This window comes from Gemmatimonas aurantiaca T-27 (assembly GCF_000010305.1).
Taxonomy (GTDB): domain Bacteria; phylum Gemmatimonadota; class Gemmatimonadetes; order Gemmatimonadales; family Gemmatimonadaceae; genus Gemmatimonas; species Gemmatimonas aurantiaca.
The window spans coordinates 1,948,244-1,962,055 of the sequence record NC_012489.1; the positions used below are offsets into that span (position 1 = coordinate 1,948,244).

Sequence of the window (13,812 nt, forward strand, 5' to 3'; positions counted from 1 at the left end):
TCACCTCCCTTCCCGCAGGTATGCCGACAACGACGTGGTGGATTGGCTTCAACGCCCTGGTGCTGGTGCTCCTGGCCCTCGATCTCGGGGTGTTCAATCGCAAGGCGCACGCGGTGTCGGTCAAGGAGGCCCTCGGCTGGAGCGTGGTCTGGATCTCGCTTGCCATTTCGTTCGGGCTGTGGATTGGCCACGAAATGGGACGCCAGTCGATGCTGGAGTTTTATGCCGGCTATCTGGTGGAACAGGCGCTGTCGGTGGACAACCTGTTCGTGTTCATCCTGATCTTCGGCTACTTCCGGATTCCGGCCGAGTTGCAGCATCGCGTGCTGTTCTGGGGCATTCTCGGCGCGCTGCTGATGCGCGGGGCCATGATCGGGGCCGGCGCGGTGCTGATCGCGCAGTTCCACTGGGTCATCTACATCTTCGGGGCGTTCCTGGTCATCACCGGTATCCGGATGGCCATGGGGGGCAATGAAGAAATCGAGCCAGAGGCCAACCCGGTCATTCGGCTCGTCCGCCGAATCATTCCCATCACCACCCGCTTCCACGGCGAGCACTTCTTCGTGCGGGAGTCGCTCACACCGGGCGGCGCCGTTCGGTTGATGGCGACTCCGCTGTTCGTGGTGTTGGTGCTGGTGGAGACCACCGATGTGGTGTTCGCCGTGGATTCCATCCCGGCCATTTTTGGTGTGACCCGGAACCCGTTTCTGGTCTATACCTCGAACGTGTTCGCCATTCTGGGACTGCGTTCGATGTACTTCGTGCTCGCCAACGTGATCACCAAGTTCCACCTGCTCAAGTACGGGCTCTCGGTGGTGCTGGTGTTCGTGGGCGTGAAGATGCTGGTGTCGGAGATCCGGCCCATTGGCATCGGGGTGTCGCTTGGTGTGGTGGCGGCGGTGCTGATCGGCAGTGTGCTGCTGTCGCTGGTCATCCCGCCGAAAGCGCGGTCCTGAGTCGCTCGCAATCCTTACGGAACGAACCGCATCCCCACCCCGAATGCGGACATTCTCAGTGTCTGGCCGAGGTGGTCACCGAACCAGGCATGCGCAGCGGAGATCGTGAGTCCCACCTTGCTGCGCGGCGGGAAGATGATGTCGACCCGGGCCTGCGGCGCGTTCTTGGCGCCGCCCCATTCGCGGTGGTAGCGAGCTACACCGCCCTGCAGGCGTAGAATGATGGATTGGTCGTGATACGCCACGCCGGTGAGCAGCGCACCGCGTGGCGAGACGTCCATGTGGCCGACACAGCCGGTGTGCCCCTCCGCCATCATGCAGTCCAGATCTTCCCCACTGCCGGCCAATTTGCCGGCAATCTGTGCGCTGCCCACCCAGGACAGGCGTGTCCCGCGCACGATGGGAGTGCTCACACCCACGGCGCCGTGAAGCCATCTGCTGTTGATGTACCGGTCGTCCAGATTCGGCCAGAGAACGAGCAGTTCGGCCTCGATGCTCGGCCGCAGTTGCGCTTCGATCGAAGCCGGAGCGGTGGCCACCAGCGCCACCAACGTGAGGACGAGCGACAAGGTGCGGCGCATGGCAAGGACGGTTCGGGTAGGGTGAACGGCCGGTCTTTGGGTTTCGGGACGCGTGTCCCTGGGCCCGCGACGCGGCGGGTCATCGGCAAACCTGCTACACGCGTCCTGCGACCACTGTTCTCGCCATGGCCAGGAAATTCACCAGCAGCGTACGGCCGTGCTCGGTGAGAATCGACTCGGGGTGGAATTGCACACCCCACACCGGATGGGTGCGGTGCTGGAGTGCATGAATCTCCGTGGCGTCATCGGTGGCCACCGCGGTCACCAGCAGGTCGGCGGGCAGCGTCTCACGCTTCACCACGAGGGAGTGGTAGCGCATCACGCCAAAGGGCGACGGCACATTGGCGAAGAGGCCGGTGCCGTCGTGCACCAACTGCGACATCTTGCCGTGCATGACACGCGAGGCGCGTACCACATCGCCGCCGTAGGCCTCGCCGATGGCCTGGTGCCCCAGGCACACGCCCAGCAGCGGGATCTGGCCGCCGTAGCGCCGGATCACGTCCACCGAGATACCGGCCTCACGCGGGGAGCACGGTCCGGGCGACACCACGATCGCGTCGGGCTGCATGTCACCCACCTGGTCGACGGTGAGCGCGTCATTGCGGTGCACCTCGATCTGCTCGCCGAGCTCGCCGAAGTACTGGACCAGGTTGTACGTGAACGAGTCGTAGTTGTCGATGACGAGCAGCATGACGGCATGGGCTGGCGCGCCGGGCCGGTGGCTCAGGCGCGCGGGTGAAACTGGCGATGCACACGTCGAAGATACTCAGGATCTGTTCGCCAAGTCATCGACCAGGGCAGATCCGGAGATTCTGGTCCGGCACACGCCTGCGCCATCCCCGCGTCAGGGCGTTACCGTGATGGCGAGAAAGCCCATGGGGATGGCATTGCGCTCTGCGCGGATTGTGGCGTTTCCTAGGCCTGCAGCCCGGACCAGACCGGTCACGGAGTCGATTCTGGCGATCGTAGAATCGCTACTGCTGTATCGCCAGACGTAGTGGACTGGCCTAGTGCCCCCGCATGTGGTGGCGGAAGCGCTGGCCGTGGTCGTGTCTCCCACGCGTAGTGTTTGCCTGCTGCTCTCGACAACGACTGTAAGCTCTGCGGTACAAACGGAAATCGGAGTATCTCTGCAGGAGGCCAGTAGGAGGAACGGCATGCAGAGTGCGGTCACCCACCCCCGCTTGCATGACGTGCCGCTGATCAAGCTCGACGTGGACATGGATTCTCCGATTCGAACTCGGTACTCGTTGAATGACGCAGGAGTATCAGAGCACCAGCGTCCGCAAAAGTTCCCGACCGCATTTTGCGTCGACAACAAGCGACCCTCAGGGCTCCGCTTGTCTCGCGAGCATTGATTCAGGCGCGCGGGTGAAACTGGCGATGCACACTGCGCAGATACTCACGGTCCACGTGAGTGTAGATCTGCGTGGTGGCGATATCGGCATGCCCGAGCATCTCCTGCACCGCACGGAGGTCCGCGCCCCCTTCGAGCAGGTGCGTGGCAAAGGAGTGACGGAGCGTGTGTGGCGACACGGGCTTTTCGATCCCCGCCATCCCCACGTACTTACGGACGAGCTTCCAGGCACCCATGCGCGACAACGGTGCCCCGCGGCCATTGAGAAACAGAATGCCTTTGCCACCGCCTCGCTCGAGTACGGGCCGCAATTCGCGCAGGTACACCGCGACAGCGCCAATCGCGCTCCGACCAATGGGCACCAGACGTTCCTTGTTACCCTTGCCCAGGACCCGCACCAGACTGTCCTCGAGCATCACGTCCTTCACCGACATGCCGATCCACTCCGACACCCGCAGACCGGCGCCGTAGGCCAGCTCCAGCATGGCGCGATCACGAAACGCGAGACGCTCGTCGAGTCCGGGGGCTGCGAGCAGGCGGGTGACTTCGTCCACCGACAATACCTCGGGCAACGTACGCCACCGCTGCGGGCTATCGAGCCGCTCGGTGGGATCGGTGGTCACCAGTCCTTCTGCCACCATGATGCGGAACCAGGTGCGCAGCGCCGAGATGTTGCGACGGATGGAGCTGCCGGCGAGGCCCAGATCCTTGAGGTGGTACACGAACTCACGCAGTGCCGCCGGCGTGATGTCCTTGGCCTGGGTGATGCCCATGGCGCGCATTTGCGCGGCGCAGCGGATCACGTCGCGGCGATAGGCTTCGATCGTGCGTGGCGATGCGCCCTCTTCGATCTGCAACGCGTCTTCGAAGGCCTGCAGATGAAAGCCGCGACGCAGCGCGCGCTCTGCTTCCGATGGCGCGTCGGGCGCGGACTCACGCATCGGGCGCTTCGCTCCGACGACCACGCGTACGCCACCACCACACCAACGCCACCACCAGTGCGATGCCCACGGCGATCGCGCCGATCATGCGCTGCTGACCCGCAATGCGGATGAGCACCGCTTCGGCGTTGGCTCCCGCGCGAAACGCCAACAGACAGACCAGTCCGTACCAGGCGCCCGAAGCCAAGGACATGGCGATGCCGGCGCGCACCGCGCCAATACCCAACGCACCCGCCACCGGCGGAACCACGGCCCGAACGGCTGGCAGAAAACGACTCACCACCACGGCAAACATGCCCTGGGTGGCAAATCGATTGGCAAACCGCTCGCTCATATCGGGCGGCAACAGTGCGGGAAAACGGCGCGAAAGCCACGGCAGTCCGTACCGGTGACCAATCCAGTACATGAACATCGCCCCGCCGATATTGCCCACCATCGTCGCGCTCCACACACCCAGCGCCGTGCCATTGCCACGGGCAGCCACGAAGGCACCGAGCGCAATCACCGTGTCGGCCGGCAGTGGTGGAAACACGTTTTCGGCAAATGCCGCGAGCATGATCGCGCCATACATTAGCGGATCCGGCAGCGACGTCAGCCAGTCGAGCAATTCAAGCATGGGTACCGGGCTCCATCCAGGGTTGGTGCAGTGCCCGGGGTGCAGCGCCCCTGATCAACGTCAGAGGGTGCTGGAGCCGATGGCCAGAATCGTGGCTGTGGCAATGACGCCGAGGCCTTCTTCGCGACCGATCCACCCGAGTCCTTCGTTGGTCTTACCCTTCACGAAGACTTCTGTGCTGTTCACGCCCAGCACGGTGGCCAGTCGGTCGCGCATGGCCGCGCGGTGCGGGCCAATCTTGGGTTGTTGTGTGATGACCGTGATGTCCACGTTGCCCACGCGCCAGCCTGCCGCGTGCAGTCTTGACACCGCGGCTTCGAGCATGACCACGGAATCCTTGCCTTTGTTGGCCGCATCCGTATCGGGAAACATCTCTCCGATGTCGCCAAGCCCTGCGGCCCCGAGCAGCGCATCGGTCACCGCATGACAGATGGCATCTCCATCCGAATGGCCTGCACAATGCCGGTCGGACGGGATATCGATACCGCCCAATCGCATCGGGCCCCCTTCGCCAAACCGATGCGAGTCGTAGCCGATCCCCACACGCAACAAAAGACTCATCGACTCAGGCGGCCGCGGGAGCCGTGGGGGCGGCGGTCGCCGCCGACGCCGTCGCGCTGTCGTTGGTGAGCAACGAATAGTCTTGCCGACGCCGAGCCGGCGTGAAGCCCGCATCCACGATCAGGCGATCGAGTTCGTCGGTGGTGGTGCGATGTGTGGTATTGGCGGCCGACACCACGTTCTCTTCGATCATCAGCGAACCAAAGTCGTTGCACCCGAAACGCAGCGCCATCTGCCCCACCTTCATGCCCATCGTGACCCAGCTCGACTGCAGGTTGGGCACGTTGTCGAGCACGATGCGGGAAATGGCCACCGTGCGCAGGTAGGTGGTCGCGTCGGTCTTTGGCATGTGCGACATGGCCGGTGTGTTCTCCGGTTGCAACGGCCAGGTGATGAACGCGGTGAAGCCATTGGTGCGCGCCTGCAAATCCCGCACACGCTGCAGATGCTCGATGCGTTCAGCCAGCGTTTCACCGATACCGTACATCATGGTGACCGACGTCTTCATGCCTTCGTTGTGCGCGAGCTCCATGATCTCGAGCCAACGGTCAGCACCGGCCTTCTTGGGCGCGGCAATATCACGCACCCGCTGCACGAGAATCTCGCCACCACCACCCGGGATGGAATCGAGACCGGCCGCCTTGAGTTCGCGGATCACGTCCCGTGCATCCATGCGGAACCGTGTGGCGAAGAAGTCCACTTCGCTGGGCGAGAATCCGTGAATGTGAATCGGATGATGCCGCTTGATGTAGCGCATCAGGTCCAGATACCACTCGAACGGGATGTACGGATTGTGCCCGCCCTGAATGAGGATCTGCACGCCGCCGAGGGCCTTGGTTTCCTCGATCTTGTCGCCGATCTGCTCGTACGACAGCGTATACCCTTCCCCGTTCTTCGGACGGCGATAAAACGCACAGAAGCCGCAATCCGCCACACACACGTTGGTGTAGTTGATGTTGCGGTCGACGATGTACGTCACGATGCCGTGCGGATGTTTGGCCTCGCGGACACGGTCCGCTTCGAGGCCAAGTTCCAGCAAGGGCGCGTTCGTGTAGAAGTCGAGCAGGTCACGCATGGCGGCGACTCGTTTCGGGCAAAGATGCGGTCAGGCGGCCGGCAGGAAGGCCAACGTCCCATTGGGGACGCGACCAGCCAACACCAGCCGACGGAAAAACTCGGTCAACCCCGCGAGGTGCGGGTACGACAAGCGATAATCCAAACCGGCGAAATACTCGGCGCAGGTCTCCACCGGCACGCCGCTCGATTCGGAGGCCTGCTGTGACAGGATATCGAGATGCTCGAGTCCCCAGTCACGCGAGGCGATCAGTGAAGCATGGGCCGACAGCGCTTCGTGCACCGGCGTGGCGCGTCGCGCCACCCACACCGCAAATACGAAGGGCAGTCCGGTCCAGGCCTTCCACGCGGCACCCAGATCTTCGCGCCATGGATACCGCTCAGCCCAGGCGCCACCGCGCGTGCTTTCGTCGAACAGCTTGAGCGCCGCATCGCCGATCACCAGGCGCGCGTCGTGCGGTTCTTCTTCAAAGCGCGCGATGTCGGACATCTCGGCGTCACCCGGCACAAATTCCGGGCGACAGCGCCAGACATGTTCGAACAACAGCTCCAGCAGCGCCACCGATGTCATGCTGCTGCGACTCACCACGACGCGCTTTCCCCCGAGATCCTGTGGCGCGCGCTTGCTGAACAGCATCACACTGCGCACCGGGCCGTCGCTGGTGATGCCGATCTCGGGCAACAGCAGGAGTTTGGTCGCATCCCGGGCGTATTCCACGGCCGACACCACGCTGACATCGAGCTCACCGGCCGCCATCAGCCGATTGAGATCGGTGGGCACGCCGTTCACCAGCGTGCCCGCCAGCGGTACGATGCCACGATCAATGGCCCCGTACACCGGATAGCAGTTGATATACCGGATGCGACCGACGCGCAGCATGCTCAGGACGCCGCGGCTGTGATGAGATCCGACGCCGGCGCGTCAGGCGCGGCCTCTCCCGTCTCGTCCGGGCCAAACTCACGCAGGACGTGGTAGAACGAATCCCGTTCGGCCGGAACCTTCCCTGCTCCACGGATCAGTGTGAGCAGTTGCGGCAAGGTCATGCCCTGCGGCGTGTGGGCGCCCACCGCATGATAGATCTTCTCGCGCACCACCGTGCCTTCGATGTCATTCACGCCGAAGTGCAGCGACAACTGCGACACGGCTGACGTCACCATGATCCAGTGCGACTTGATGTGTTCGAAGTTGTCGAGGAACAACCGGCCGACGGCGAGATTGCGCAGGTCGTCGGCGCCCGTGGTGGACGTACCCTGACGGCCCAGTGTCTTGCCCAACTCGTTGTCATCGGGGTGGTACGCCAACGGGATGTAGGCGAGGAATCCGCCGGTTTCGTCCTGCAGGTCGCGCAGCATCTCGAGATGCTGCATGCGATCCTCGATGGTTTCCACATGCCCGTACAACATGGTGCAGTTGGAGCGAATGCCCAACTGATGCGCGGTGCGGTGCACGTCGATGTAATCGGTGCCGCCGAGCTTCTTGGTGGCGATCACGTCACGCACGGCGGCGCTGAACGTTTCCGCACCACCACCGGGCAGCGTGTCGAGTCCTGCTTCACGCAGCGCGATGAGCACGTCCGCGCGGCTCATCTTCTCGATGCGCGCGATGTGTGCGATTTCGACGGCGGTGAGCGCCTTGATGTGCACCTGCGGGTGCCGCTCCTTGAGCGCGCGGAACAGCGTCTGGTAATACTCGAGCCCCGCCTGCATATCGAGGCCACCGACGATGTGAAACTCGCGCGTGATGGTCCCGTCGGCGCGGTCGGACTCGACCAGGGCTTGTTCCAGCGTGTACCGATAGGCGCCCTCTTCCTTGGGCAGGCGCGCGTATCCGCAGAAGGCGCACGTGGTGCGCAACACGCAGATGTTGGTGGGATTGATGTGCTGGTTGGACGCGAACGTGACGCGATCCCCGTGACGGGCGCGATTCGCGGCATCCGCCATGGCTCCCACGCCGAGCAAGTCGGGGGAGCGAAAGAGCACCACACCATCCGCAACGGTGAGGCGCTCCCCGTCGATCAGCTTCTGGCCGATCGGGAGGAGCGCCGAATCGCGCAGCCTGGACAGATCAAACGGGACAGCGAGCGGCATCAGGATACATCCGACGTTGGCGCGACCACCCGTGCTTGCGGGCCGTCGCGCGTCACCTCGACCGATGTCCCGACGGTGCTATTCGGTAAACCGTCGGATTGCGATCGAGACGTTGTGACCACCGAAACCAGAGCTGTTCGACATGGCGATACGCACCGGACGCGCCTTGGGCGTGTTGGGCGTGACGTCCAGGTCGCACTCGGGATCGGGAGTCGCGTGATTGATCGTGGGGGGAATCATGCCGTCGCGCACAGCCAGCGCGCAGGCGATGAATTCCACACCCCCGGCAGCGCCGAGCAGGTGCCCGGTGGCCGACTTGGTGGAGCTGACGGACAGCGCCTTCGCATGCTCGCCAAACACCGACTTGATCGCCTTGATCTCGTTGGCGTCGTTGAGCGGCGTGGAGGTACCGTGCGCGTTGATGTAGTCGACTTCCGTAAGGTCGAACCCACCGTCCTTGATGGCCTTGCGCATGGCGCGCTGCAGGCCTTCGTGGGCGTCGGGCTGGCCTGTGAGGCTGTAGGCGTCACCGGTGGCGCCGTAGCCGATCACTTCGCCGTAAATGCGCGCTCCGCGGCGGCGGGCGTGTTCGAGTTCTTCGAGCACCACCACACCGGCGCCTTCGCCCAGTACAAACCCGTCACGCGTCGCATCGAACGGCCGCGAGGCGGTGGCCGGCGAATCGTTGCGCTCCGAGAGCGCGGTCATGTTGCCAAAACCACCGATGGCCATGGGCAACACCGACGCTTCCGAGCCGCCGGTGATCATGACATCGGCATCTCCGTACACGATGGTACGGAACGCCTCACCGATGGCGTGAGCACTGGTCGAGCACGCCGATACCGTGGCGTAGTTGGGCCCCTTGGCGCCGAAGCGCATGGAGACCACACCCGCGGCGATATCGACGATGTACATCGGCACGAAGAAGGGCGAAATGCGCCGGTTACCGGAATTGATCAGCACCGAGTGCTGCTCTTCCATGGTTGCCAGGCCGCCGATGCCACTGCCGATGATGACGCCGCAGTCTTCCGGCACAAAATCACCGGACGCGAGGCCGGCATCCTGCATCGCCTGCACGGACGCCGCCATCGCGTACTGTGTGTACAGGTCCGCACGCTTCGCTTCCTTGCGGTCCATGTACAACCCAACATCGAAGCCCTTCACCTCACAGGCGAAGTGCACCTTGAAGGCGCTGGCATCGAACTTCGTGATTGGTGCCCCGCCGGACACCCCAGCCAGCAGCGACTGCCAAGTCGTCGCCACGTCGTTTCCGACAGGCGTGACCGCCCCGAGCCCCGTGACGACGACCCGCCGCCGCATCAGCCGCCGACCTTCGCCTCGAGATAGGCGACCGCGTCACCCACCGTGCGGAGCTTCTCGGCGTCTTCGTCGGGGATGTCGATGTTGAATTCCTTTTCGAACTCCATCACCAGCTCGACGATGTCGAGCGAGTCGGCGCCGAGGTCCTCGATGAAGCTGGCTTCGGGGGTCAGCTTCTCGCGCTCCACGCCGAGTTCCTTTTCGATGATGTCCTTGATCTTCGACGCGTGATCCGCCATGGGAACGGTTCCTCTGGAGTTGTTTGAAAGTGAGAGTGGGAAGTTAGCCAGTGCGCTGCACCACAGGGAGGGCCTTCGATTTCCAGGCCCATCCTGACGGTCGCGTCACATTACGAGGCCACCATCTACCACGAAGACCTGGCCCGTCACATAGCTGGTCAGGTCGGAGGCGAGCACGAGTACCATGTTCGCCACATCATCCGGTGTGCCCAGGCGCTCGAGCGGAATGTTGGTGCTCAAGCTGGCTCGCGCTTCCGGTGTCATTGCGGCCGTCATGTCCGTCTCGATGAAGCCCGGAGCCACGACGTTGGCCAGGATGTTCCGCGATGCGAGTTCCTTGGCGATCGACTTGGTCATGCCGATCAGCCCGGCCTTGCTCGCCGCGTAGTTCACCTGCCCCTTGTTGCCCATGATGCCCACGACGCTGGCCATGTTGATGATCCGGCCCCAGCGGCGCTTCATCATGCCACGGGTGGCGGCGCGACAGGTCGCGAATGCGCCACGCAGGTTGGCATCGATCACCGCGTCCCAATCATCGTCCTTGAGACGCATCATGAGATTGTCGCGCGTGAGCCCTGCATTGTTCACGAGAATATCGAGCTGACCGAAGTCCTTTTCGACCGCTTCGATCAGCGCGGCCGCCTGCGCCGTGTCCGACACATCCGCCGCATACCCGCGGGCTTCCACACCGGTGGCCGCCGAAATCTCCTGCGCCGCCGCCGCTGCCTTCTCCGCGTCCCGACCCGTGACCGCGACACGAGCGCCGGCACGAGCCAGCGTTTCCGCGATGGCGCGGCCGATGCCGCGCGTAGAGCCCGTCACGAGCGCCACGCGCCCCGTCAGATCGATCGTCGGGTGTGCCATCAGCTCTCCTGCTGTGCGAGTTCGAGCAGCTTTTCCACTTCGGCCACCGTACCACAGGCCATGGTCTTCACGGAGGGCGCAATGCGGCGGGCCAAGCCGGTCAGCACGGCGCCGGTCCCGATCTCCACAAAGGTGGCGTCCGGGTGCAACTCGGCGAGGGTGCGCATCACACGCGTCCACTGCACCGGCGCGGTGAGCTGCTGCACGAGCAACGCGCGCGCCTCGACGGCGCTGGTGATCGCGGCAGCGTTCACATTGGCCACAACCGGGACACGTGGATCCTGCCACGATTCCGCATCGAGTGCTGCGGAAAGGCCCGCCGCGGCCGGCTCCATGAGCGGGGAGTGAAAGGCCCCACTCACTGGCAGTGGCAGGCAACGCTTGGCACCGGCTTCCTTGGCCAGCTCCATCGCGCGCTCCACGCCGGCCACTTCGCCGGAGATGACCACCTGCTCTTCGCTGTTGTAATTGGCCGGCACCACCAGACCCCGTTCGCTCGTGGCTTGCGCACACAGGTCATCGATGTTGGCCGTCAGCACGCCCAGAATGGCCGCCATGGCACCAGGACGCGCGACACCTTGCTCGTACATCAGGCTGCCGCGCTGGCGCACCATGCGCGCCGCGCCGGCGGCTTCCAGCGCTCCCGTGACGTGATAGGCCGAGAACTCGCCGAGCGAGTGGCCGGCCGCCGCGCGCACCCGTGCACCGATGGTGTCCTTCACAACCGCCCAAACGGCGGCGCTGTGCGCCAGCAGCGCGGGCTGCGCGTTGAGGGTGCGGGTCAGTTCATCGGCGGGGCCTTCGAAGGCCAGCGTGGACAGCGCACTGCCCACGGCATCATCGATGGCGTGAAAGGTCTCGCGTGCCGCAGGAAACGCGTCGTAGAGATCCTTCCCCATGCCCACTTTCTGCGACCCTTGACCGGGAAGCAGCAGCACAAAATCGGTAGCCATCTTCAGGAACCAGCGTTCAGCAGGTGAAGATCAGAAACGCACGACCAGAGAGCCCCACGTGAAGCCGGCGCCAAAGGCTGCGAAGAGCACCGTCATCCCTTCTTTCACGACGCCCTGCCTCACGGCATCGTCGAGTGCGATCGGGATGGAGGCGGCCGATGTGTTGCCGAATCGGTCGACGTTCACGAACACTTTTTCCATCGAGATGCCAGCATGTTTCGCAGTGGCGTCGATGATGCGGATGTTGGCCTGATGCGGAATGAGCAGGTCGACATCGGCGGCCGTCAGGCGGGCCGCGTCGAGGGCACGATCGGTGGCTTCGGCCATGGAGCGCACGGCGTGCTTGAACACTTCACGCCCTGACATCTGCACGTAGTGTTGACGCTTCTCGAAGGTTTCGGGCGAGAAGGGCAACACCCCACCACCGGCGGGACGCCACAACAATTCGGCGAGCGCACCATCTGAACGCATGAAGTGCGAGAGCACACCACGCTGGCCGGTTTCGGACCGCCGCATGACGGTGGCACCGGCCCCGTCGCCGAACACGATGCAGGTGTTGCGATCGGTCCAGTCCACGATGCCGCTCAGGCGTTCGGCACCAATCACGAGCACCGTGTTGGCCGAACCGTTGGCGATGAGTGCTTCCGCCACAATGGTGCTGTACAACCAGCCGGAGCAGGCCGCCGACAGATCGAACGCGGCCGCGCGCGCGCATCCCAGCGCCGTCTGCACTTCCACGGCGGTCGCCGGCAGCAGATGGTCCGGTGAGGCGGTGCCGAGGATGATGATATCCACTTCACCGGGCGTCACTCCCGCGCGATCCATGGCCTGACGTGCGGCCTCGGCGGCGATGGAGGTGAGCGTCTCGCCTTCACCCGCGATGTGTCGCTGGCGGATGCCCGTCCGCTCGATGATCCACTCGTCGTTCGTGTCGACGCCCATCGCCGCGATATCGGCGTTGGTGACGATGCGGCGAGGCACGGCGTGTCCCGTGCCCGCGATGTAGGCAACCGGGCGCTTCATGTGGCCGAACCGGTATCGGAGGCGTCGGGAACGGATTCGGCGAGACGGCGACCGATTTCGTCCGTCATGCCCGACTCCCAGGCGCGAATGGCGACCGCGATGGCATTCTTGATGGCCTTCGGGGAGCTCTTGCCGTGCGAGATGATCGACACGCCGCGCACACCCAGCAGCGGTGATCCACCATACTCGTCGACATCGAACTGCTTGAGGGAGCCCATCACCTGTCGGGGATCGAGCTGCGCGACCTTGGAGACCATGCCGATCAACATGGGGCCGATGCTCTCGTAGAACTTGAGCAGCACGTTGCCCGTGAAGCCGTCGCAGACGACCACGTCGATCGGGCCACGATCGCAGACGCCACGTGGCAGATCACGACCTTCCACATTGCCGATGAAGTTGAGCCCGGCGTTCAGCAACAACTGATGGGCGTCTTTCACGGCGAGATTGCCCTTCTCGGCTTCCTCGCCGACGGACAGCAGTCCGACGGCCGGATTCTCGCGTCCGAGCAGCGCCTTGGCGTACACCGTGCCGATGCGCGCGAACTGCACGAGTTCGGCAGGGGCACAATCGACATTGGCGCCCACATCCAGCACCAGCAGCGGTTGCTGCATGGAGGGGAAGATGGCGCCAATCGCCGGACGGGTCAGGCCCGGGTGCAGCTTGAGTAGCATGAACGACACGGCCATCTGCGCACCGGTGCTGCCGGCGGAGACAAAACCGTGTGCGACTCCGTCGGCGACGCGTTTGACGCCGACGACCATGGAGCTGTTGGGCTTTCGGCGGAGCGCAGCGGACGGCTTGTCCGACATCTCGATGACATCGGGAGCTTCAACGATCGTGATCCGATCACGGACGTGCGCCAACTCGGCGAGCTCGCCGCGCAAGAGCGCGTCGAGTTCGGACTCGATGACGGCCGTCTGGCCGACCAGCTCGATTTCGTGATGCGGGGGCAGCGCTCCGAGCGCATGGAGCGCACCCGCAATGGGGGCCCGGGGGGCAAAGTCACCCCCCATGGCATCCACGGCGATGCGCGCCAAACTTATGCTTCCTGCGCCGCTACCCGCTGCTCACCCGCGTAGTAACCGCATTCCGCACAGACACGATGCGGACGCTTCGCGGCGCTACACTGCGGGCACGACTGGATCACGATGGCGGGCGCTACCTTGTGCGTGTTGCGGGCGCGCTTCCGCCGCTTGGATGTGCGGCGCTTTGGTACGGCCATGGGACTCTGACCTGAAC

The 13,812-nt window shown here is 64.2% G+C and carries 17 protein-coding genes; 1 reads left to right on the forward strand and 16 read right to left on the reverse strand.

From position 1 onward, the window contains the following. Positions 1-20 precede the first annotated feature (20 nt). Complete coding sequence (locus GAU_RS08345; RefSeq protein ID WP_012683115.1) at positions 21-956, forward strand: TerC family protein; 936 nt, start codon at positions 21-23, stop codon at positions 954-956. Between the two features lie 14 nt (positions 957-970). On the opposite strand, the gene GAU_RS08350 is transcribed toward GAU_RS08345, so the two are convergent. From GAU_RS08350 to rpmF, 16 genes are all read right to left on the reverse strand, one after another. Beyond that, a complete protein-coding gene (locus GAU_RS08350; protein ID WP_012683116.1) occupies positions 971-1,537 on the reverse strand; it encodes a hypothetical protein in 567 nt (188 codons plus the stop codon). Positions 1,538-1,631: 94 nt separating this feature from the next. Beyond that, the gene (locus tag GAU_RS08355) at positions 1,632-2,228 is read right to left on the reverse strand and encodes an anthranilate synthase component II (protein ID WP_012683117.1); all 597 of its coding nucleotides are present in this window, start codon (positions 2,226-2,228) and stop codon (positions 1,632-1,634) included. A gap of 153 nt (positions 2,229-2,381) precedes the next feature. After that, entirely contained in the window at positions 2,382-2,759 is a 378-nt protein-coding gene (locus GAU_RS22970) for an Ig-like domain-containing protein (protein ID WP_156798955.1), read from the reverse strand. Positions 2,760-2,896: 137 nt separating this feature from the next. Continuing rightward, the gene (gene xerD, locus GAU_RS08365; protein ID WP_012683118.1) at positions 2,897-3,835 is read right to left on the reverse strand and encodes a site-specific tyrosine recombinase XerD; all 939 of its coding nucleotides are present in this window, start codon (positions 3,833-3,835) and stop codon (positions 2,897-2,899) included. Beyond that, positions 3,828-4,451: a DedA family protein gene (locus GAU_RS20675; RefSeq protein WP_012683119.1), complete on the reverse strand. Its 624-nt coding sequence runs from the start codon at positions 4,449-4,451 to the stop codon at positions 3,828-3,830. The genes xerD and GAU_RS20675 overlap by 8 nt, the downstream gene beginning before the upstream one ends. A gap of 60 nt (positions 4,452-4,511) precedes the next feature. Continuing rightward, positions 4,512-5,012 carry a 2-C-methyl-D-erythritol 2,4-cyclodiphosphate synthase gene (gene ispF / locus GAU_RS08375; RefSeq protein ID WP_012683120.1) on the reverse strand — a complete coding sequence of 167 codons (501 nt, stop codon included), beginning with the start codon at positions 5,010-5,012 and terminating at the stop codon, positions 4,512-4,514. 4 nt (positions 5,013-5,016) lie between these two features. Further along, a complete protein-coding gene (gene mqnC / locus GAU_RS22200) occupies positions 5,017-6,087 on the reverse strand; it encodes a cyclic dehypoxanthinyl futalosine synthase (protein WP_012683121.1) in 1,071 nt (356 codons plus the stop codon). A 30-nt stretch (positions 6,088-6,117) separates the two neighbouring features. Beyond that, entirely contained in the window at positions 6,118-6,966 is an 849-nt protein-coding gene (locus GAU_RS22205; RefSeq protein ID WP_012683122.1) for a menaquinone biosynthesis protein, read from the reverse strand. Between the two features lie 2 nt (positions 6,967-6,968). Then, positions 6,969-8,174, reverse strand: coding sequence for a CofH family radical SAM protein (locus tag GAU_RS08390; protein ID WP_012683123.1), 1,206 nt, complete (start codon positions 8,172-8,174; stop codon positions 6,969-6,971). A 78-nt stretch (positions 8,175-8,252) separates the two neighbouring features. Further along, a complete protein-coding gene (fabF, locus tag GAU_RS08395) occupies positions 8,253-9,494 on the reverse strand; it encodes a beta-ketoacyl-ACP synthase II (protein WP_012683124.1) in 1,242 nt (413 codons plus the stop codon). Next, positions 9,494-9,733, reverse strand: a complete 240-nt coding sequence (locus GAU_RS08400) for an acyl carrier protein (RefSeq protein WP_012683125.1) — start codon at positions 9,731-9,733, stop codon at positions 9,494-9,496. Before GAU_RS08400 ends, fabF begins: the two co-directional genes overlap by 1 nt. 105 nt (positions 9,734-9,838) lie before the next feature. After that, entirely contained in the window at positions 9,839-10,597 is a 759-nt protein-coding gene (gene fabG / locus GAU_RS08405) for a 3-oxoacyl-[acyl-carrier-protein] reductase (RefSeq protein ID WP_012683126.1), read from the reverse strand. After that, entirely contained in the window at positions 10,597-11,550 is a 954-nt protein-coding gene (gene fabD / locus GAU_RS08410; protein WP_012683127.1) for an ACP S-malonyltransferase, read from the reverse strand. Before fabD ends, fabG begins: the two co-directional genes overlap by 1 nt. Before the next feature lie 30 nt (positions 11,551-11,580). Then, positions 11,581-12,573 (reverse strand): beta-ketoacyl-ACP synthase III, encoded by a 993-nt coding sequence (locus GAU_RS08415; protein ID WP_012683128.1) that lies wholly within the window; start codon positions 12,571-12,573, stop codon positions 11,581-11,583. After that, positions 12,570-13,610: a phosphate acyltransferase PlsX gene (gene plsX, locus GAU_RS08420; protein WP_012683129.1), complete on the reverse strand. Its 1,041-nt coding sequence runs from the start codon at positions 13,608-13,610 to the stop codon at positions 12,570-12,572. Before plsX ends, GAU_RS08415 begins: the two co-directional genes overlap by 4 nt. Positions 13,611-13,612: 2 nt before the next feature. After that, entirely contained in the window at positions 13,613-13,795 is a 183-nt protein-coding gene (gene rpmF / locus GAU_RS21840) for a 50S ribosomal protein L32 (RefSeq protein WP_012683130.1), read from the reverse strand. Positions 13,796-13,812: the final 17 nt, after the last annotated feature.

What these genes read in the sequence shown, in the direction of transcription:
- GAU_RS08345 (WP_012683115.1), top strand. Translation starts at nt 21, where the DNA reads ATGCCGACAACGACGTGGTGGATTGGCTTCAACGCCCTGGTGCTGGTG.
- GAU_RS08350 (WP_012683116.1), bottom strand. Translation starts at nt 1,537, where the DNA reads ATGCGCCGCACCTTGTCGCTCGTCCTCACGTTGGTGGCGCTGGTGGCC.
- GAU_RS08355 (WP_012683117.1), bottom strand. Translation starts at nt 2,228, where the DNA reads ATGCTGCTCGTCATCGACAACTACGACTCGTTCACGTACAACCTGGTC.
- GAU_RS22970 (WP_156798955.1), bottom strand. Translation starts at nt 2,759, where the DNA reads ATGTCCACGTCGAGCTTGATCAGCGGCACGTCATGCAAGCGGGGGTGG.
- xerD (WP_012683118.1), bottom strand. Translation starts at nt 3,835, where the DNA reads ATGCGTGAGTCCGCGCCCGACGCGCCATCGGAAGCAGAGCGCGCGCTG.
- GAU_RS20675 (WP_012683119.1), bottom strand. Translation starts at nt 4,451, where the DNA reads ATGCTTGAATTGCTCGACTGGCTGACGTCGCTGCCGGATCCGCTAATG.
- ispF (WP_012683120.1), bottom strand. Translation starts at nt 5,012, where the DNA reads ATGAGTCTTTTGTTGCGTGTGGGGATCGGCTACGACTCGCATCGGTTT.
- mqnC (WP_012683121.1), bottom strand. Translation starts at nt 6,087, where the DNA reads ATGCGTGACCTGCTCGACTTCTACACGAACGCGCCCTTGCTGGAACTT.
- GAU_RS22205 (WP_012683122.1), bottom strand. Translation starts at nt 6,966, where the DNA reads ATGCTGCGCGTCGGTCGCATCCGGTATATCAACTGCTATCCGGTGTAC.
- GAU_RS08390 (WP_012683123.1), bottom strand. Translation starts at nt 8,174, where the DNA reads ATGCCGCTCGCTGTCCCGTTTGATCTGTCCAGGCTGCGCGATTCGGCG.
- fabF (WP_012683124.1), bottom strand. Translation starts at nt 9,494, where the DNA reads ATGCGGCGGCGGGTCGTCGTCACGGGGCTCGGGGCGGTCACGCCTGTC.
- GAU_RS08400 (WP_012683125.1), bottom strand. Translation starts at nt 9,733, where the DNA reads ATGGCGGATCACGCGTCGAAGATCAAGGACATCATCGAAAAGGAACTC.
- fabG (WP_012683126.1), bottom strand. Translation starts at nt 10,597, where the DNA reads ATGGCACACCCGACGATCGATCTGACGGGGCGCGTGGCGCTCGTGACG.
- fabD (WP_012683127.1), bottom strand. Translation starts at nt 11,550, where the DNA reads ATGGCTACCGATTTTGTGCTGCTGCTTCCCGGTCAAGGGTCGCAGAAA.
- GAU_RS08415 (WP_012683128.1), bottom strand. Translation starts at nt 12,573, where the DNA reads ATGAAGCGCCCGGTTGCCTACATCGCGGGCACGGGACACGCCGTGCCT.
- rpmF (WP_012683130.1), bottom strand. Translation starts at nt 13,795, where the DNA reads ATGGCCGTACCAAAGCGCCGCACATCCAAGCGGCGGAAGCGCGCCCGC.